Raw genomic sequence first — 19,754 nt, forward strand, 5'->3', positions numbered from 1 at the left:
ATGACTTACGAATGGCTGCGTGCCGAGGCTGAGGCTGGGCGGATCGAGGAGGTGATCGTCAGCGTTCCCGACCTGCAGGGGAGGTTGCAGGGAAGCCGCCTGGCCGTGCCGTACTTCCTGGACGAGGCGGCCCGGCAGGGCTTCGGCGCCTGTGTGTACCTGCTCGCCACCGACGTCGACATGGACACCGGACCCGGCTACGCCATCGACGCGTGGAACACCGGTTTCGGTGACTTCGTCCTGCGCCCCGATCCCGCCACGCTCCGGCCCCTCCCGTGGGATCCCGGAACCGCGCTCGTCCTCGCCGACGCCACGTGGCCAGGCGGTGAACCGGTCGAGGTGGCCCCGCGGCGGGTGCTGCGTACGCAGCTCGACCGGCTGGCCGAGCGCGGGCTGGCCGCGTACGCCGGCACCGAGCTGGAGTTCCTGGTCTTCCGCGACAGCTATGAGGACGCCTGGGAACGCCGCTACCACGGCCTGCGCACGGGCACCCGCTACAACGTCGACTACTCCCTCCAAGGGCTCGCCGGCATCGAGCCGGTCGTGCGCCGCGTCCGCCGCGAGATGGTCCGCGCCGGGCTCACCATGGAGACCGCCAGGGCCGAGTGCCACGCGGGCCAGTACGAGATCGTCTTCCGGTACGACGAGGCCATGGCGACGTGCGACAAGCACGTGTTCTTCAAGAACGGCGCCAAGCAGATCGCCGCCCAGGAAGGCGTCGCGCTCACCTTCATGCCCAAGTTCGACGAGGGTGAGGGCAACTCCTGCCACATCCACCTGTCGCTGCGCGCGAGCTCCGCGAGCTCCGGCACGGACCGCTCGATCGCGTTCGCCGGTGACGACGGTGGCATGTCGGAGCTGATGCGCCACTTCGTGGCCGGGCAACTCGCCTGCCTGCCCGACTTCGCGCTGCTCATGGCCCCGAACGTCAACTCGTACAAGCGGCTGCAGCCGGGCGCGTTCGCCCCCACCGGCATCACCTGGGGCAGGGACAACCGCACCTGCCCGATCCGCGTGGTCGGCACGGGCGCGTCGCTGCGCCTCGAGCACCGCGTGCCCGGCGGGGACGCCAACCCCTACCTCGCCGTGGCCGCCGTGCTGGCCGCGGGACTGTACGGCATCGAGAACCGGCTGCCGCTACCGGCCCCGCACGCCGCCAACGCGCTGGCCGACCCCGCGGTGCCGCGCCTGCCCACGACCCTGGCTGAGGCCCTGAACCGGTGGGAGACCAGCGAGATCGCGGCCAAGGCCTTCGGCGACGCCGTGCTGGGCCACTACGCCCAGGCGGCGCGGGCGGAGCTGGCGGCCTTCGAGACGGCGGTCACAGACTGGGAGCGCGTACGCGGTTTCGAACGGCTGTAGGCATTCCAGCGAACCCGACCGCTAAGTTTGTCGCGTGCTCACCGCTCTGACAGATTCCTCGCAGACGTCCGCGCACACGCGCATGGCCTGGCTCGACGCTCTGCGGGGAGTCGCGGCGGTCGCGGTGCTCGCCGAGCACATGCTGCAGGCCGTCATGCCCACGCTGCGGCCTTACTGGTGCAACCTGGGTATCTATGGCGTGCTGGTGTTCTTCTTGGTGAGCGGCTACATCATTCCGACCTCTCTGGAGCGGCGAGGCGACCTCCGAGCGTTCTGGATCTCCCGGGCCTTACGCCTGTATCCCCTGTACGTCGCGGTCATCGGCCTGACCCTGGCACTGTCCGCGTGGATACCGGTGCGCGAGGCCGTGCCCCGGGACCTGTCGGCGGTCGCCGCGCACGCCACCATGCTGACCGACGTGGTGGGCGTCGCCACGGTGGTCGATCCCATGTGGACGCTGTCGTACGAGATGGTCTTCTACCTGGTGGCCACCGCGTTGCAGGCAGTGGGCCTGCAGCGACGTGCCGGCGTGGCGGCCCTGTTGTTCGCACTGGGCGCGGTCTCCACCGGACTGCTGCTTTCCGGTCCGCCGCTGACCGGCGGATGGCTCGTCTGGGCGTCGAGTGCGATCCTTGCCGCCGGTCTGGCCTGTGTGTTCACCAGGCGTGCCACGGTGTTCGCGGCGTGCGGCCTGGGTCTCGGGGCGATCGCGCTGCTGTTCCTCAGCAGCCGGGCGCCCTGGCTGGGCGCGGCCATCCTGGCGGTCATGTTCATCGGGACCGCGCTCCATCAGTGGGAACGAGGAACGGGGAAGCTCTGGCCGGTCGTGCTCGCCGGCACTCTCGTGGCTGTGAGCCCGGTGTGGGCGCTGCAGGCCGGATGGTGGTGGGTTCAGCCCGACGTGTGGATCACCACGCTCGCGCTGGCGGCCGCGACCTTCGCCGTGGGCATGGCGCTGAGAACCAGAAGCGTGCCACGGGCGCTGGTGTGGCTGGGAGTGATCAGCTACTCGCTCTACCTGGTGCACGTTCCATTGCTGAAGGTGCTCACCGCGTTGGCGGGGGACCTGCGTGCCGTACCCCTGCCCGTTCAGGCCCTCGTCGTGGCGCTCGTCACGGCGGGCGTGCTGGGGACCAGCCAGGTCACGTACCGGCTGATCGAGGCGCCTGCGCAACGGCTCGGCCGCACGCTGGCCAGGCGCTTAGGCCCCGCGCAGCGGAAAACCCGGCTCGCGAGGAGCCGGGTTTTCTCTGTCGGCCGCAGGCCTAGAGGCGTACCTTGACCGTCCCGGTGAATGTGCCCCCGCCGGTCAGATGGCCGGTGATCGTGACTGACACGGTGCCGGCGTACCCGGTGAGGGCCTCGCGGATCGCCTGACCGTCGACGGCCAGTTCGCCCGTCTCCACGGGCCGCGCCGCCAGTTCCACCAGCTTGCCGTCCGCGACGGCGCGAATCGTGCCGGGCAGCACCTGCCCCTGCACGTGTATGGCGAGCCGGTCGCCCTGCAGGGTGAGCTGCGCGGGGACGGGCGCTCCTATGCTGAGGTAGGGAGCGGGCGGAGCGGCCATCCCGGTGCCGAGGAAGTAGCCGGTGTGCGGCGGCTGGTTGTAGCCGACGTTCTGCCAGGCGATGCCGAGCCGGTAGACCGGGTCGTGCATGAGCGCGGGCAAACGGTGCTCGGTCGGGTACGGCGTCCCGTACATCCGCAGTGCCGTGGAGTCCTCGGTCCGCACGAGCACCTCCTCCCGCCAGTCGCCAAGCAGGTCGGCCTGGAGCGAGGGGTTGCCCTTGGTGGTGTTGTTGGAGTACGTGCCGGTCGCGGTGAGCAGGTTGACCGTGGCCAGGGCCGCCGGATCCCACTTGCCGATGGTGGGCACGCCCGCGAGCAGGTCGGCCGAGTAGGTGTGGTCGAGGATCTCGCGCGAGAGGTCGCCGTCCCACCAGATCGTGTTGCTGATCGCCGGCGTCTTGGCCGAGAGGGTCTGGCCGGTGGCGGTGTGCAGCCCCGCGCCGTTGGAGGCCCACACCTCCTCGCCCGGATGGGCGGGGTCGATGTCGCCGGTCAGGCCGCGGCCGGTGTCCTGCCCGGTCCGCACCCCCCACAGGATCTCACCGGTGTCGGCGTCGTGCATCTCCAGGCCGTACGGCATGTTGGTGTGCTCGTGCACGCCGACGATCTCCAAGCCGGGGTGACCGGGATCCAGGTCGCCCAGGTGCATGGCGTCGCCGTGCTCCAGGCGGGTCGTGTACAGGCCGGTGCCGTCGTCGTCCAGGGTCATCGCGCCGTAGGCGATCTCGTCGCGCCCGTCGCCGTCCACGTCGGCGACCGACAGGTTGTGGTTGCCCTGCCCGCCGTAGCCGGCGTTGTCGGTGCTGTTGAAGATCCACCGCTTGGTCAGCTTGCCGTCCCGCCAGTCGTACGCGGCCAGCATGGACTTGGCGTAGTAGCCGCGGGTCATGACGATGCTGGGCAGCTCGCCGTCCAGGTAGGCCACCGCGGCCAGGAAGCGGTCGGAGCGGTTGGCACTCGTGTCGCCCCAGTCGGCGATGTTGCCGCGGGCCGGCTGGAAGTCCTCGGTGTGCAGCGCCTTGCCGGTCAGCCCGTCGAAGACCGTGAGGTACTCGGGCCCGGACACGATACGCCCGCTGGAGGTGCGGTAGTCGGCGTTCGCGTCGCCGATGACCGTGCCCGCGCCGTCCACGGTGCCGTCCCCGGTACGCACCACGAACTCGGCGCGGCCGTCCCCGTCGAAGTCGGCCACGACGAAGGGGCTGTAGTGCGCGCCCGCCCTTACGTTGCGGCCCAGGTTGATCCGCCACAGGCGAGTGCCGTCCAGCTCGTACGCGTCGAAGATCGTCTCACCGGTGTAGCCGCCCTGGGAGTTGTCCTTGGAGTTGGACGGATCCCACTTTAAAACGATTTCCAGCGCACCGTCGCCGTCCAGGTCGGCGACCGAGGCGTCGTTGGCCCGGTAGTCGTACGTGCCGCCGCTCGGCGTGACCCCGCCGACCGGCTTGTCCAGGGGGATGTCCAGGTAGGGCTGAGCCCACGACCGGACGGGGGCGGACTTCGGCCCTTCACGCCCGTCGATGACCGCCGCGACGCTGTAGGCACCCTTACCCGCGTCCACGTGGTTGGTCTTGTCCGTCTCGGCGATCAGCTCGCCGTCGCGATAGAGGCGGAAGCTCACCTGAGCCGGGTCGGTGCCCAGCAGCCGCCAGCTCACCAGCGTGCCCTCGCTCGTGGGCACCGCCATCAGCCCGCGGTCCAGGCGCTCCATGCGGCGCAGCGGGTAGCGGGTGATCGGCGAGGTCAGCGTGGCCGAGGAGGCCGACAGTCCGCCCGCCCCGGCGGCGACCACCCGGTAGTCGTGCCGGTCGGCGGGCGGGTGCTCGTCCTCGAAGCCGGGCTCCCGTGTCACGCCCACGCGGGCTCCGTCCCGATAGACGTGGTAGAGCAGCGCCCCCTCGCTCTCCTTCCAGCGAAGGATCACCTTCTCGGTGGTCGCCGCGACCATGGCGAGCCCCTGGGGCGCGGGGGGCGCGGTCGCCGAAGCGTCTTTGACCTCGACCTCCAGCGGCGCGCCCAGCGTCCCGCCCGGCACCGCCACCGCGTACGTGTAGGTCAGGCCCAGTTCGGCGGTGGTGTCGGTGTAGGTGGTCGCGGTGCCCTCGCTGGAGCCCAGCCGCTGCCACGGTCCGGCGGCGGTCTCGGCGCGGTAGACCTCGTAGCCCGCCGCTCCCCCGGCCGCGTTCCAGGCCAGCGTGACCGCGGGCGTCGCGCTCGCGGTGATGCCCGCCACCCGCAGCCCGGTGGGCGCGGTGGCCGGGCCGATCCGGACCGCGTTGACCCGGCCGTCCCGGCCGAAGGCCAGGTCGAGCCGGCCGTCGGTGACCGCGGCCGTGCCCGTGTAGGTGCTGTACGCGCCGGTGGCCGCGGTGATGACCCCGCGACCGGCTCCCTCGAGGGAGAGCGAGGTGATGTTCGGCGCGATGGCGTCACCGGAGACGACCGCGACCTCGTACTCGCCGTCGGGCACGTCCACGGCGAAGCCGTACGCGCCCGAGACCGTGAAGTCGCGGGTCAGGGGGTCGGCGGTACCTCGGTCCCGATGGCCGACGGCGCGGTCGAGGCCGAAGCCGGTCTCGGCGCTGTAGAGGGTGGTGTGCGCGACGCGGGTGTAGCCGTCGGCGACGGGGCTGGTGGTCGAGCCGAAGTCGAACTTCAGGCCGTTCGCCGGGTCGAGGGGCGCCGCTACGGCCGGCATGGCCGACAACGGCTGCGCCATGACGGTTAACGCCGCCACGGCGATCAAGATGAGCCTCACGGGCGTGCTCCTAGCCAAGTGATCGTATCGAAACGTTTTACCTGGTTCGGAAAGCGCTTGCCAAGACTTTTCTTCGTTGGACTCATCAAGTGACCACCGCCGGACGCGACCCGTGTCGCCGACGATCACGTGCTGGTGGCCACGATCACCCCGGGTGTCCCGGCCCGGTCGACGTCGTGGCCTGGTGCTTGCGGGAGCGATAGTTGGCGACCTTGACACGGTTGCCGCATTCCTCCATGCCGCACCATTGGCGGTTGCCACCCCGGGAGCGGTCGATGAAGATGCGCGTGCACTCCTTCAGGGCGCACTCCCGGATGCGCAGCTCGCCGAGCTCGCTGAGCAGCTCGGCCGCTGAGCGGGCCACGATCGAGGCGACCGCCCCCGCGTCTCCGGAACGAACGAGGCCCGCCGTCGTCAGCCTCATCCGCGGCGGCGCCCCGGCTGCCTCCTCGTTGACGACGCGCAAGTCGTCGTCGGGCCAAGGACGGTCGTCCATGGCCTCGGTCACCAGCCGGTAGACGGCCTCCCGCAGCGAACGCAGCCTCCGCAGGTCCGCGCCGTCGACGGCCGGCTCCTCACTCGTCACCCCGGCCTCGACGGCCCATCGGCCGAGATCGGCGGGGGTGGCCAGGAGTTCCTCCGGCTCGGTGCGCCGCCACTTGAGCGTGCCCATGAAGTCGAGGGCGAGGTTGCCGCTGACGAAGATGAAACCCACGACACCATCTTGACAGGTTACATATCGCTGCCGCAATGTTGCGTACACCTACTAAGCCGGTTACCGCACCCCCGATCGCGCAGGAGCCACATGTGATCACCGATGACGACTACCTCTACTACGTCGACCGCGCCCTGGACGGGATGACCGGCATCGTCGCCGGCCTCGGCGACGAGCTGGCCAACACCAGACCGCCGCTCCCCGGCGCCAACTCGCCGTACGCGCTGCTCACTCACTGCCTGGGAGTGGTGTCGTACTGGTCCGGGCGGCTCGTGGCCGGACGCGAGGTCGTCCGCGATCGCGACGCCGAGTTCGCCGGCGCCGGACCCGTTGGCCCGCTGCTGGACAGGGTGGCAACGATACGAGCCCGGCTCGCCGAGGACGTGCACGCCGCCGATCCCCCCGCGCCACTCCGCGGCACGCCGCCAACGGCCTTCCTCGGCCCCGACCGGGAGCTGACCCAAGGGGCGGCGCTGTTGCACGTCTACGAGGAGCTCGCGCAGCACCACGGCCAGATGGAGATCCTGCGCGACGCCATCCTCGCCGGGCAGCACACGGCGGTGACGCCGTGAACCGCCCGCCCGCCGACCTGTTCGAGACCATCGACGTCGAACGGCTGCGCTCCGGGCACGGCGTCAAGTGGGGCTCCCTGCCCCCGGACACCATCGGTGCCTGGGTCGCCGACATGGACTTCGGCGTCCCGCCCGCCGTACGCGAGAGCATCGCGCACCTCACGCGGCGCGCGGACTTCGGCTACCCGTACTGGCCGGGCGACGACCCGGTGATCGAGGCGTTCGAGGAGCGCATGGTCACCCGCCACGGGTGGCGCCCGGAGCCAGGGCGGGCGCGGGTGTTCACCGATCTGCTGCAGATTCTGCAGGTCATGGTCGAGTACGCCACGGAGCCGGGTGACGGCGTCGCGATCCACGTCCCCGCGTATCCGCCGTTCCTGGCGAGCATCGCCCGGGCCGGACGACGCATCGTGCCGCTGCCCATGACGCGGGGCGAGACGGGGTGGCGCTTCCAGACCGAAGGGCTCGCCGGGCACCTGCGGGAGCAGGGTTGTCGCATGCTCGTGGTCGTCAACCCGCAGAATCCGACCGGCCGCGTCTTCACGCCCGCCGAACTGCTCGCCCTGGCCGCGGCGGCCGAGGAACTCGATCTGGTGGTGCTGGCCGACGAGATCCACGCCGATCTGGTGTTCGCCCCGCACCGGCACGTGCCGTTCGCCTCCGTCGGCACGGCCGCCGCGCGAACGGTCACGGCCACCTCGGCGACGAAGGCGTTCAACATCGCCGGGCTCCGCTGCGCCGTCGCGCACATCGGCCCCGACCGGCTGCGCGACGCGCTGGACAAGGCCCCGCTCGACTTCTTCGGAACGCCGAGCACTCTCAGCCGGGTCGCCACCGTGGCCGCCTGGCGCCAATCCGACGCCTGGCTGGCCGCCCTGATGCATACCCTGGAGCACAACCGGCGCCTGGTCGCGCAGTGGGCGGCGGCGCTGCCCTGGAATCCGCGCTACCACTGCCCGCAGGGCACGTACCTGAGCTGGCTCGACTTCACCGCGAGCCCGATCGGGGCCGCCGCCGCCCCCGCCGCACACCTCGAACGCCTGGCGAGGGTCAAGCTCAGCGAAGGGGCCGAGTTCTCCCAGCACACCACGGTCGACACCGCCGCGTTCGCCCGGCTCAACTTCGCGACCAGCACGTCCAACCTCACGGAGATCCTCGACCGCATCCTGGCCGTCCAGTCCTGATCGCCTCGGTTCACGAGCAGGTCAGCCGCCTCGACCTGCCGTTCTTCAGCGATTGGGGCATCGCTCCGCATCCTGACTAGCCGGTTGGCCGTTGGCCGGCCAGCAGCAGTGACTTGCCCACCGTCGTGCGCGCGGCGAGAGCGCGGTGGGCGTCCGCGGCTCCCTCCAGCGGGTAGGTGGCTCCGATCGCCGGCCGCAGCCGGCCGGCCGCGGCCCGCTCCAGCGCCAGACCCAGCAGCTCGCGTACGGTCTCCTGGTCCGGCGGACCGTCCAGCAGCGGGGCCAGCACCCGCGCGCCGCGGCGCGCGGCTGACTCCGGATCCGGGGCGGCGAAGCCGTCTGCGGTGCCATACGTGACGAACCGGCCGCCATCGGACACCGTGTCAAAGGCGGCCGTGCCGAGCGGGCCGCCCACGCCGTCGTAGACCAGCGCGGCACCGCCACCGGTCACCTCACGTACCCGGTCGATCCAGCGGGGCCGCGTGTAGTCAACGGTGACCTCGGCGCCCAGCTCGCGGGCCAGATCCAGCTTCGCCTGGCTGGACGCGGCGGCCATCACTCGAGCGCCGGCCTCGACGGCGAGCTGCACCAGCAGCGCCCCGGCGCCGCCGGCCGCCGCCAAGACCAGCACCCACTCGCCCTTCTCCGGCACGCCCAGCCGGTCCAGGCTGAGCGCGGTCACGCCGTCGTGCACCAGCGCCGCCGCCGTCTCGGCGGACAGCCCGCCGGGCACCGGCATGATCTCCTCGACACCCGCGACGACCTGCTCGGCGTACCCGACGCCGGTCCGCACCACCACGCGCCGGCCCACCCAGGCCGAATCCACCCCCTCACCGGTCTTCAGCACCTCGCCCGCGCCGCCACCGCCCGGCACGTACGGCAGCGGCCGCGGAAAGAAGTCCTGCCCCCACCCGCCGCGCAGCAGGGTGTCGAAGAAGATGACATCCGCCACCGCCATGCCGACGACGACCTGGCCCGGCCCGGGCACCGGGTCGGGCAGCTCCACGAGGGACAGCACCTCCGGACCGCCGAACGAGGCCACCTGGATCGCTCGCATGAAAAGAACCCTTCCTCGGCAACAGCTTCCGGGCCAGTGTTCAACCTCAAGTTCAGTTGAGGTCAAGAGGCGACTGTCAGCCGGAGGGCTCGCCTCGATGGCGAATGCCACGTTGCTCGTGCCGGGAGCGCTCAGGGCAAACGACACGAGAGTCCCGAACGGGCATGCGCGCGTCCGCGCAATATTCATGGGCCCTGCGGCACGGTCACCGCAATCCCGTCAATGCCGATACTGCTGAGCAAGCGTTGAATTCCTCTTCAACACAGCTGATCTCGTCGCCATTGACTTCGGGACGGTTGCCGCGCCACTTCAATCGCCGAGAGGGGAGTTAGATCGGAAGATTAGGTCGGATGCGCGCAACGTGGACCGCCGTCTTTCACGCCGCCCCAGCTCATCGCTATCGATGGTGCACGACTGCCGAGATGGACAGAACCGAATCCAAGCTCATGAAGCTCGAGAACTGCGACACTACGCGTACCGGGCCTTGCGGTCCAGGGCCGGTTCGCAGAGCTCATGTTCGAGGATCCGGCTCCAGGCGATGCATAATGTACTGAAGGGCGCTACAGTACCCGCAACCATAACGTAATTGGAGCAACATCATGGCGAAGCGCATCGTGGAATCCTTTATCGATGACATCGACGGCAGTGACGCCGAGGGAACCACAACGTTCGCCCTCGACGGGACGACGTACGAGATCGACCTGTCGGGTGAGAACAGGGACAAGTTGGAGAAAGCCCTCTCCGTCTTCATCACCAAGGCACGCCCGGTCCGCGCCGAGAGGGGCGCTCGCGGGCGACGCGCGGTCGCCGGCGCAGGCCGGGGCATCAGCCGTGAGAAGTCCACTGAGATCAGGCGGTGGGCCAGGGAGCATGGCCTGCCGGTGAGCGAGCGAGGCCGCATCGCGGCCACCGTCGTGAAGCAGTACGAGGAAGCCCACTGAACGAGTGACCGCGCAAGCGGGGCGCCACGCTCCCGGTGGCGTCGAGCAGGCCGGACGCTCGCGCGCCCTGCTTCTGGCTTGCTCACGTAGAAGATCCTGAACGAGTCGACCACCGCCGGCCTCCTCCGTTTCCTGATGCGGGTATCGGGATCAGGAGGGTCGACGGTCGCTCCGGACACCCCCGCCGACACCCGGCCGGCGCCTGCACCGCCCTTCCCCTGTCCTGACGACGCCGTCGTAAGACGGTCGGGCTGGTCATCTGCAGGAAGTGCCGGCACTAACGCGGTCTGATCCGCGAAGGAGCAGCCGGTATCCGCGCCGGCACGCCGGCATGACCGGACCCCCCTCGGGCACTAGCAGACACAGAACGTGCACGAGGGGAGAGACATGTCGTTGATGGGGCTGCGGGCGCCGGCCCCTATCTCTGGCGCGGCCGGTCTGGTCACTGGGGTGGCAAGCTGGCTGCTGGGCGGGCACAGCGATGTGCGGGATGTGTGGGAGTGTCCCGGTCGCCTGCATATCGAGACGCACGGGGTGCACGGCCCGGGCGGCGCCCGCGTGGCACGCCGGGTTGAACGTACCCTGCAGGGGCATCCAGGCGTGCTGTGGGCGCGGGTGAACGCCCCAGCATGCCGGGTGGTGGTCGCCTTGGCCGACCCGCCGCCGCCGCACCGCGAGCTGGTGGCTCTGGTGGAGCAGGCCGAGTCCGCTCCGATCAACGTCGACGAGGAGATCGCCGAGGAGGAGCTGCACCACCCCGCCGAGGGCCCGGGGCGTACCCGCGCACTGCCGAACCTGGCCGTCGACACGGCCGCGCTGGCCCTGTCCGGCCTCACCCGGCTGGCGCCGTGGGCGCCGCTGCCGACCGAGCTGGCCGGCCTCCTCTCGGCCGCTTCGCTGCACCCGCGGCTGCGGGAGGTGGCCGCCGACCACCTGCACGGGCAGGAGCGGGCGGAGTCGCTGGTCTCCATGGCCGCCGGACTGGCGCACGCCCTCGCGGCGGGCGGGTCCGGTGTGGTGCTGGACGTCGCCCAGCGGATCGGCCAGTGGCAGGAGGCCAGGGCCTGTCAGCAGGCGTGGCAGGAGGCCGAGCCGCGGTTCATCCGCGGTCCGGAGGACGCCGGAGCCGATCCCGTGGTGGTCGAGCGCCCGCGCCGGCTGCCGGATGGCCCGGTGGAGCGTTACCAGCGGCGGGTGCTGGCCTTCGGGGCGGCCGCGGTGCCCGCGGCCACGCCGGTGGTGGGTTGGCGGCGGGCGGCGGCCGTGGGGCTGGCCACGCTGCCCAAGGCGACCGAGGCGGGGCGAGCCGCATTCGCCTCCCACTTGGGGACGGTACTGGCACGTAGCGGCGCGCTGGTGATGGACCGGGCGGCGCTGCGTCTGCTGGGCCGCCTCGACACGCTCATGCTGGACGAGGTCGCCCTGCGCTCGAATCGGTGGGAGCTGACCGACCTGATCCCGCTGGCCGGGGTGGACGCCGGGGAGGTGGCCGAGCGTCGCTCCATGCTGTACGAGGGCACGACGCTGGCGGCCGGCCGGGCCGTGGCGATCGTCGTGGCGACCGGCGCGGACACCGAGGTGGGGCGGAGCATGGCGGCCGCCCGGCAGAGCGCGCCCACGACCGGCGTCGAGGTCCATCTGCGCCGATTCACCCGCCGGAGCCTGCCGGTGGCATTGGGGTCGGGGGCCGCGGTCGTCGGGGCGGGGCTGCTGCACGGCACGTCGGTCCGCGAGAGTTTGGGCGCGGCGGTGAACCTGGCGATCGCGTCGGTGCCGGAAGGGCTGCCGTTCCTGGTCAACGCCGCCCAGTTGGCCGCCGCCCGCCGGCTGGCCGACCTCGGCGCGCTGGTGCGTAACCCGCGGACCATCGAAGCCCTGGGGCGGGTGGATGTGTTGTGCTTCGACAAGACCGGCACCTTGACCGAAGGCCGGCTGGCGGTACGCGAGGTTCACGACGGCGCCCACGGCTGCCCGCCACAATCGTTGAACGATCAGTGCCGGGCCGTCGTCGCGGCGGCGCTGCGGGCCAGCCCGGACGCACGGCACCCCCAGGACCTGGCGCACCGGACCGATCGCGCCGTGGTGGAGTGCGCGCGCCGGGCCAGGATCCGGCCGGGAACCGGGCACCGCGGCTGGCACAAGGTCCTCGTGCTGCCGTTCGAGCCGTCGCGCGGCTTCCACGCCACCATCGGCCGGTCGGGCAAGAACATCCTGCTCAGCGTCAAGGGCGCACCCGAGGTCGTGCTGTCCCGCTGCCGGCGGCGCCGGCTCAACGGCCACGAGCGGGACATGACGGACCGTGAGCGCGCTGCCATGACGGCGCTGGCCGAGCGGCTCGCCGGCGCCGGACACCGGGTGCTCGCCGTGGCCGAGCGCCGCACGGCGATCACGCCGGACGAGGTCGACGACAACGCGGTCCGCGACCTGGTGTTCCTTGGCTTCCTCGCGCTCGCCGACCCGGTGCGTACCAGTGCGGCCCCGGCGGCCGAGCGCCTGCGCGAAGCAGGCGTGCAGACCGTCATGATCACCGGGGATCACCCTGCGACGGCCGACGCGATCGCGGCGACCATGCACCCCGACGGCAAACCCAACCAGATCATCACCGGGGCGGAGATCGATCGGCTCGACGACGACGCGCTGGACCGGCGGCTGCCAGAGGTCGACGTGATCGCCCGGTGCAGCCCGGCGCAGAAGGTCCGCATCATCCAGGCGTACCAGCGGATGGGCAAGGTCGTCGCGATGACCGGCGACGGAGCCAACGACGCCGCAGCCATCAGACTGGCCGATGTCGGCATCGCGCTCGGCCGCCGCGGCACCCCGGCAGCGCAGGCCGCCGCCGACCTCGTGGTCTCCGACGACCGGCTGGAAACCATCATCGAGGCGCTGGTCGAGGGTCGCGCCATGTGGTCGTCGGTACGGCACGCGATGGGCATCCTGCTGGGCGGCAACCTCGGCGAAATCGCCTTCACCGTGCTCGGCACCGCCCTGACCGGCCGATCTCCGCTCAACGCCCGCCAGCTGCTGCTGGTCAACCTGCTCACGGACCTCGCGCCGGCGCTGGCGATCGCACTGCGCCCGCCCAGCAGGTACGACGTCGCGCACCTGCTACGCGAGGGCCCGGACATCTCCCTCGGCGAGCCGCTCACCCAGGAGATGACGACCCGTGCCCTGGCCACCACCGCCGGAGCAGGCAGCGCGTGGCTCGCCGCCCGCCTCACCGGCGGCTCCCGCCGCGCCTCCACGGTGGCACTCGCGGCCCTGGTCGGCACCCAGCTCGGCCAGACCTTGCTGACCGGCGGCCTCGACCGCAACGTCTTGACGGCCGGCCTCAGCTCGGCCGCCCTGCTCGCCGCCGTCATCCAGACACCGATCGTGAGCGGCTTCTTCGGCTGCACCCCGCTCGGACCCGTCGGCTGGAGCATCGCATTCGGCAGCGCCACCGCCGGCAGCATCCTCGGCGCCGCCCTCAGCCGGTGGACACCGGCAATCCTCATCCCTGAGCCCTCAACCGAGTGAAAGCTTCACCTGCACTGCATGCGGATGAGCGGACGGCGCCAACTGCATCTACTCCTCATCCGACATCACCTACCGGTAGCAGGCGAGGGCGCGCCTCCGTTCCCTCCGCGTGATGGACATGACCTGGGCACGTGCGGGACTGCCCGCACGTGCCCAAGCCGAATGGAGAGCACGTCAGTCGTCCCGTTGGCCCTCGATCAAGGCCTCGCCGATTTTCGTCCAGGTATAGAAGACGGACCGGCCGATACGTTGCCGCCGGACGAGACGGGCATCCAGAAGCACCTTGAGGTGGCGTCCCACTGACCCCAGCCCCTGGCCGGTCAGCGCGACGAGCTGAGTCGTGCTCTTGGGGCTGTCGAGCAGAAGGAGCACCCCTGCCCGGGCCTGTCCCAGCAACCTGCCCAGGGCATCAGGCACCGGCAACCCGTCCTCTTCGGCGAGGGGGCCCAGGCACGGGTACATCACGGCATATCGGTGGGGCAGGTGCCAGCTGACCCACCCGCAGCTCGGGGTCACCGGCACGAACAGCAACTGAGCACCGGACAGGTCCCGAGGCGGGTAATCGTGCGCGTTGATCTGCAACCGGCCCTCTCCCAGCCAGCGTATCCCCGGTCGCATGTCATCCAGCGCCGCGGCCCAGCCGCCCTGGCTCAACCGCCCGGACCGCGCGGCGATGTCCGTCTCGATGACCCTGCGGCGCCGCGGCCAGTAAGGGGATATCGTCTCCCGCCATACCCACGCCAGGAGGTCGGCGGCACGCTGGGCCAGATCGGTCCGGTCCAATGCGGCGGGAAGCGGCCCGCCCAGCGACACCGTCAGGTCCGCGTGGACGATCTCGGTAGGAGTCGCGCGTATGCGCTCCAGTTCGTCGTCGAATGTCTCCTCCCCTTCGCCGGCAGGAGCGGGGACCAGGAAGTCGGCGATCCAGTGGTGCCCGAGCGCGGCACGGATGAGCAGCGCGCTGACCGGATCGGCGGACAGCCGGCGTCGGTAGGCGGGCAGGTGGGCATCGAGCCACGCTCGCTCGCCCGGATGCGCGGCCGCGCCCGTCGCCAAGGTCAGCAAGCCCGCGGTGGTCTCGGCGAGAGCGGAGATCGCGAACCGGCTCCTGGCAAGGGTGTCCGCGTCGACTTCCCACCAGCCCATGTTTCGCCCCCGTGCGAAACCTTAACAGTCCAGCCGCTGAGGCTGATCAGATTCCCCCTATGCGTACTTACGGGGACCTCTTCCGGGCGCCGGAGTTCACGCCGCTGTTCGCCGCCTCCGCCGTACAGACGATGGCTTCGACGGTGAGCGGGCTGGCTCTGGGCACGCTCGTCTATACGGCGACCGGTTCGCCGCTCCTTTCGGCCCTGAGCATGTTCGGCGCCTCCTTCGCCCAGGTCATCGGCGCTACGACGCTGATGTCCGCGGCCGATCGGCTGCCGCCACGTGCCGCGTTGACCGCCCTGGCCGTGGCCTTCGGGATCGGAACGGCCGTCATGGCGATACCCGGCCTGCCGGTGTGGGCGCTCTTCGCCGTGCTGTTCTGCCTCGGGCTGATCGCTTCGCTGGGCGGCGGGGTGCGATACGGGTTGCTGAACGAGATCCTTCCGCAGCAGGGTTACCTGCTCGGCCGATCGGTGCTCAACGTGTCCGTGGGTATCACGCAGATCTTGGGCTTCGCCCTCGGCGGTCTGCTGGTGAAGGCCCTGTCCCCGCAAGGCACGCTGCTCGCCGCGGCGATCCTCGACCTTGCCGCCGCGCTGATCGCGTACCTGGGGCTGGCCCGCCGGCCGGCACGCGCCTCCGGACGGGCGTCCGTCGCCGCCACCTGGCGCAACAACGTCCGGCTGTGGTCGTCGGCGCCTCGCCGGTACGTCTATCTCGCCCTGTGGGTGCCGAATGGGTTGATCGTCGGCTGTGAGGCGCTTTTCGTACCGTACGCGCCAGAGCATGCGGGGCTGCTGTTCGCCTTGGCCGCGTTCGGCATGCTGGCGGGGGACGTGCTCGTCGGCCGGTTCGTCCCGGCCCGGTGGCGGGAAAGGCTCGCCGCCCCGCTGCGGCTGCTGCTGGCCGTTCCGTACCTGATCTTCATCGTGCATCCGGCTCTGCCGCTGGCGGCGGTGGCCATCACGCTGGCCTCCGCCGGCTACGCGGCCAGTCTCCTGCTTCAGGAGCGGCTGGTCGCTCTCACACCCGCCGACGTGCGGGGGCAAGCCCTGGGACTGCACTCCTCCGGCATGATGACCATGCAAGCCGTCGGAGCGGCTCTGGCCGGCGCGATCGCTCAATACACCTCACCCGCTCTGGCCATGTCCGTGATGGCGGCAGCCTCGGTTCTGGTAACCGTGTGCCTTGCACCTGGGCTACGTCCCGACCGCAGGAGTGACGAGCAGATCGCCACGCCAGCCAGACGCTGACCGGCCGTCCTATGACCGGGCGGGACGCTGTCTCAGCAAGGGGATCCAGCCGCCTGCCAGGACCATGGCGCGCTGGCGGGGGGAGAGACGGTGTCTGAGCACCATGCCGTTCACGGTCAGTTCCGTGCCGGTTTCGACCGCCTCGCGCAGGCCTTCGAAATGGAGTTCGTGGCCGATCTTGTCGTAGTCGGATTCCTCGGTGAACTCCAGCGGCAACACGCCGAAGTTGGCCAGGTTCTGCCAATGGATGCGGGCGAAGGACTTGGCGATGACGACGCGGAGTCCCAGGTAGCGGGGCACGATGGCGGCGTGCTCCCGTGAGGAGCCTTGGCCGTAGTTGCGGCCGGCGACGATGGCGTGCGGGCCCGCGTCGCGGGCCCGTTGCGGGTAGTCCTGGTCGATCTGGGTGAAGGCGAAGTCGGCCAGCGCCGCGATGTTGCTGCGGTAGGGCAGCGCCCGGGCGCCGGCCGGCATGATCTCGTCGGTTGAGATGTCGTCCCCGGCCTTGAGCATGACCGGCAGGGTGAGGGAGTCGGGCAGCGGGTCGAGTTCGGGCAGCGAGCCGATGCTGGGAGCCTTGCTGAGCTCCACCTCGCGTGCCTGGCCGGCCGGCAGCGGCGGCTCGAGGAGGGCCGTGCCGGCGCTGACCGTCCGTGGCAGGTGTACCCGCGGAGGATCGAGACCGAGGTCGCGTGGGTCGGTAATGGAGCCGGTGAGCGCCGCGGCGGCGGCGGTCTCGGGTGAGCAGAGCCAGACCAGGTCGTCGTGGGTGCCCGAGCGGCCGGGGAAGTTGCGGGGGAAGGTACGCAGGCTGTTGCGGCCTACGGCGGGAGCCTGGCCCATGCCGATGCAGCCCAGGCAGCCGGTCTGGTGAATGCGGGCACCGGCCTCGAGGAGCGCGGTGATGGCGCCCATTTTGATGAGGTCGGTGAGGATCTGCCGGGAGGTGGGATTCACGTCCAGGGATACCTGGGGGTGCACGTGCCTGCCGCGCAGGATGTCGGCCACCACCGCGAAGTCGCGCAGGCCGGGGTTGGCCGAGGATCCCACGACGACCTGGTGGACCGGCTCGCCGGCGGCGTGCCGTACCGGGATGACGTTTCCCGGCGAGCCGGGACGGGCGATCAGCGGCTCGAGCGTGGACAGGTCGATCTCGTCGTGCACGTCATAAGCGGCGCCGGGGTCGGCCAGGAGTTCGGTGAAGTCGCCGGCCCGGCCTTGCGACCGCAGGAACTCCAGGACCCGTTCGTCAGAGGGGAAGACCGTGGTGGTGGCGCCCAGTTCGGCGCCCATGTTGGCGATCACGTGCCGGTCCATCGCGGTCAGCGTGCCGAGCGCGGGCCCGTGGTATTCGATGATCCGGTGCACGCCGCCTCGTACGCCGTGGCGGCGCAACATCTCCAGGATCACGTCCTTGGCGCTCACCCAAGGCGGCAGCGCGCCGGTGAGCCGCACACCCCAGATCTCGGGCATCGTGACGAACAGCGGCTCCCCGGCCATGGCCATGGCCACCTCCAGGCCGCCGACGCCGACGGCCAGCATGCCGAGCGAGCCGGCCGCGCAGGTGTGCGAGTCGGACCCGGCCAGCGTCTGGCCCGGGACGCCGAAATGCTGCATGTGGGTGGGGTGGGACACCCCGTTGCCCGGGCGCGAGTGCCAGATGCCGAACCGGCGGCAGGCCGAGCGGAGGAACACGTGATCGGCCATGTTGCGCTCGTCGGTCTGCAGCAGGTTGTGATCGACGTACTGGACGGCCACCTCGATGCGTATCCGGTCGAGGGCCAGGGCCTCCAGTTCGAGCATCACCATCGTGCCGGTGGCGTCCTGGATCAGAGCCTGGTCGACCCGCAGCCCGATCTCCTCACCCGGCCGCATCTCACCACTCGCCAGATGCGCGGCGATCAACTTCTCCGTCACATTCAAGCTCACGAGGGACTCCCCTACCCCGGTGGATTGGGACGAGTCGGCCAGGAGCCCGTCGTCGAACCCAGAAAGGCGAGTCGCGTCCGGTCTGCGGTGGAGGTCAGCGACGCGCGGGCGCCGCCTCGATCACGCCGCTCATGACGGTGGGGTACGACCGGCTTCCACCCTCTCGCCGGGAGGCCGGATCCGCCGGTCGACCAATCCGCGTTGCGCGTCCGCGGTCAGTGGTACCGCGGAGCCGCGTACCAGCCCGAGCTGCACCATCTGGCGCGGCAGCAGGACATCCAGCAGCCATTCCGCGATGATGCGGGTCCTGCCCCCGGGAATGGCGAGCACGTGGTAGCCGCGTGTCACGGCCTTGGCGAGCACTCCGGACAGCGGCATCCCGAAGGGGTCCGCGGCCGCCTTGGCGCCGCCGAGGTCCACGACGAACCCGAGATCATGGTGCCGGTACGGCCTGCGCTCACCATGGCCGTAGGACGCGGCGACGTTGTGCGCGACGAGCTTGCCCTGCCGCTGGGCGTGCTGGGCTGTCATGGCGGTGAGCTGTCCCGGCCGGGTCAGGTCGGGGACGGCTGCGGCGTCACCGCAGGCGAACAGTTCCGGGTGGCCTGGCACGCCGAGGTATTCGTCGACATTGAGCCGGCCCTTGGTGCTGGGAAGGCCGAGGCCGTCGATGAGCGGGTCTGGGCGGACACCGACACACCAGATCAGCGACCGGGTGGGGACGAACTCGCCGTCGGACAGTTGCACCCCGTCCGGCGTGGCCACCTCCACTGTCGTTTCGGTACGAACGTCGACGCCCCTTTGGGCGAAGACCCGGCTCGCGCAATCCGACAGGCGGGGATCCAGTTCGGGCAGGACGCGCGGCGCCGTGTCGATCAGCAGCCAGCGGATCGGCTGGTCACGCAGGCCGGGCCGGAGCCGAGCGGCCTGGCGGGTGTACAGCTGGCCGTGGCCGGCCACCTCGGTGCCGGTGTATCCGGCGCCCACGACCACGAACGTGCACCGTGCCGCCCGCTCGCCGGCATCGCGGGTCGCGTCGGCCAGTTCGATCTGGCGCAGCAGGTGATCGCGCAGGTAAAGCGCCTCGGCCACGCTGCGGAAGCCGTGCGCGTGCTCAGAGACCCCGGGGATGGGCAGGAGTTTGTTGACGCTGCCGACCGTGATCACCAGCCGGTCGTAGGTCATGGTGTGCTGGACGTTCTCCGGATCGAGGTATTCCAGGGTCCGGCGGCCGAGGTCGATCTCGCGCGCCTCACCCAGCACATGCCGGACACCGCGAAGGCGCTGCGCCAGCGGCACGGTGACCCGCCGCGCATCGAGAACGCCCGAGGCCACCTCGGGAAGAAGCGGCAGGTAGAGAAAGTAATCGGCCTGGCTGACCAGCGTGATGTCGACGGCGCCTCTGGCCAGGCGGGCCAGAGTGCGAGCGGCGTGGAAACCGGCGAACCCGGCTCCTACGATGACCACGTGCTGGCGGCGTGCGGTTCCGGACACGGCGATCTCCTCTCCCTATGGCTCCTCTCCCTGCCCCATTTGGCGAGATCCACCACTCGCCGACGCGGTCTGCGAGGATCGTCCGGGCACGTGGCCCCGGAATGCGCCGAGCTCAAGGACCCGGAACGACGAAGTCGTTCTCTCAATTGTGGTGAATTCATGCCAAAAAAGGTCATCCATAGGCGCGGGATTCTTGCCCGCCGGAGGTGAACTCAGAGGGAGAACCGGCAGCTTGACCACCGTTCAGGGTGTGG

The 19,754-nt window shown here is 70.7% G+C and carries 13 protein-coding genes; 7 read left to right on the forward strand and 6 right to left on the reverse strand.

Annotation, left to right across the window (positions count from 1 at the left end):
• Both ACTWPT_RS18400 and ACTWPT_RS18405 read left to right on the forward strand, forming a co-directional pair.
• Entirely contained in the window at positions 1-1,362 is a 1,362-nt protein-coding gene (locus ACTWPT_RS18400) for a glutamine synthetase family protein (protein WP_443178622.1), read from the forward strand.
• Between the two features lie 34 nt (positions 1,363-1,396).
• A complete protein-coding gene (locus ACTWPT_RS18405; RefSeq protein WP_443178623.1) occupies positions 1,397-2,644 on the forward strand; it encodes an acyltransferase family protein in 1,248 nt (415 codons plus the stop codon).
• Here the strand turns inward: ACTWPT_RS18405 and ACTWPT_RS18410 are convergent.
• Both ACTWPT_RS18410 and ACTWPT_RS18415 read right to left on the reverse strand, forming a co-directional pair.
• Entirely contained in the window at positions 2,628-5,690 is a 3,063-nt protein-coding gene (locus ACTWPT_RS18410) for a rhamnogalacturonan lyase family protein (protein WP_443178624.1), read from the reverse strand. The two genes, ACTWPT_RS18405 and ACTWPT_RS18410, sit on opposite strands and share 17 nt — an antisense overlap.
• Before the next feature lie 145 nt (positions 5,691-5,835).
• On the reverse strand, positions 5,836-6,405 hold the full coding sequence (locus ACTWPT_RS18415) for a CGNR zinc finger domain-containing protein (protein ID WP_443178625.1): 570 nt from the start codon (positions 6,403-6,405) through the stop codon (positions 5,836-5,838).
• 92 nt (positions 6,406-6,497) lie between these two features.
• Between ACTWPT_RS18415 and ACTWPT_RS18420 the strand changes: the two genes are divergently transcribed.
• Together ACTWPT_RS18420 and ACTWPT_RS18425 are read left to right on the forward strand one after the other, a co-directional pair.
• A complete protein-coding gene (locus ACTWPT_RS18420) occupies positions 6,498-6,977 on the forward strand; it encodes a mycothiol transferase (RefSeq protein WP_443178626.1) in 480 nt (159 codons plus the stop codon).
• Positions 6,974-8,161, forward strand: coding sequence for an aminotransferase class I/II-fold pyridoxal phosphate-dependent enzyme (locus ACTWPT_RS18425; RefSeq protein ID WP_443178627.1), 1,188 nt, complete (start codon positions 6,974-6,976; stop codon positions 8,159-8,161). Before ACTWPT_RS18420 ends, ACTWPT_RS18425 begins: the two co-directional genes overlap by 4 nt.
• Positions 8,162-8,237: 76 nt before the next feature.
• Here the strand turns inward: ACTWPT_RS18425 and ACTWPT_RS18430 are convergent, their stop codons facing one another.
• Positions 8,238-9,218 (reverse strand): zinc-binding dehydrogenase, encoded by a 981-nt coding sequence (locus ACTWPT_RS18430; RefSeq protein ID WP_443178628.1) that lies wholly within the window; start codon positions 9,216-9,218, stop codon positions 8,238-8,240.
• Positions 9,219-9,817: 599 nt separating this feature from the next.
• Here ACTWPT_RS18430 and ACTWPT_RS18435 point away from each other — a divergent pair.
• Complete coding sequence (locus ACTWPT_RS18435; protein WP_443178629.1) at positions 9,818-10,159, forward strand: histone-like nucleoid-structuring protein Lsr2; 342 nt, start codon at positions 9,818-9,820, stop codon at positions 10,157-10,159.
• Positions 10,160-10,546: 387 nt separating this feature from the next.
• Complete coding sequence (locus ACTWPT_RS18440; RefSeq protein WP_443178630.1) at positions 10,547-13,675, forward strand: HAD-IC family P-type ATPase; 3,129 nt, start codon at positions 10,547-10,549, stop codon at positions 13,673-13,675.
• A 174-nt stretch (positions 13,676-13,849) separates the two neighbouring features.
• Here the strand turns inward: ACTWPT_RS18440 and ACTWPT_RS18445 are convergent, their stop codons facing one another.
• Positions 13,850-14,821, reverse strand: a complete 972-nt coding sequence (locus ACTWPT_RS18445) for a helix-turn-helix domain-containing protein (protein WP_443178631.1) — start codon at positions 14,819-14,821, stop codon at positions 13,850-13,852.
• A gap of 59 nt (positions 14,822-14,880) precedes the next feature.
• Here ACTWPT_RS18445 and ACTWPT_RS18450 point away from each other — a divergent pair, with 59 nt between their 5' ends.
• Positions 14,881-16,077 carry an MFS transporter gene (locus ACTWPT_RS18450; RefSeq protein WP_443178632.1) on the forward strand — a complete coding sequence of 399 codons (1,197 nt, stop codon included), beginning with the start codon at positions 14,881-14,883 and terminating at the stop codon, positions 16,075-16,077.
• A 9-nt stretch (positions 16,078-16,086) separates the two neighbouring features.
• On the opposite strand, the gene ACTWPT_RS18455 is transcribed toward ACTWPT_RS18450, so the two are convergent.
• Both ACTWPT_RS18455 and ACTWPT_RS18460 read right to left on the reverse strand, forming a co-directional pair.
• On the reverse strand, positions 16,087-18,006 hold the full coding sequence (locus ACTWPT_RS18455; protein ID WP_443178633.1) for an aconitate hydratase: 1,920 nt from the start codon (positions 18,004-18,006) through the stop codon (positions 16,087-16,089).
• 129 nt (positions 18,007-18,135) lie between these two features.
• Entirely contained in the window at positions 18,136-19,500 is a 1,365-nt protein-coding gene (locus ACTWPT_RS18460; protein ID WP_443178634.1) for an NAD(P)/FAD-dependent oxidoreductase, read from the reverse strand.
• Positions 19,501-19,754 lie beyond the last annotated feature (254 nt).

Origin of the sequence: Nonomuraea sp. 3N208 (genome assembly GCF_052245935.1) — a bacterium.
In the GTDB taxonomy this organism is placed as follows: Bacteria; Actinomycetota; Actinomycetes; order Streptosporangiales; family Streptosporangiaceae; genus Nonomuraea.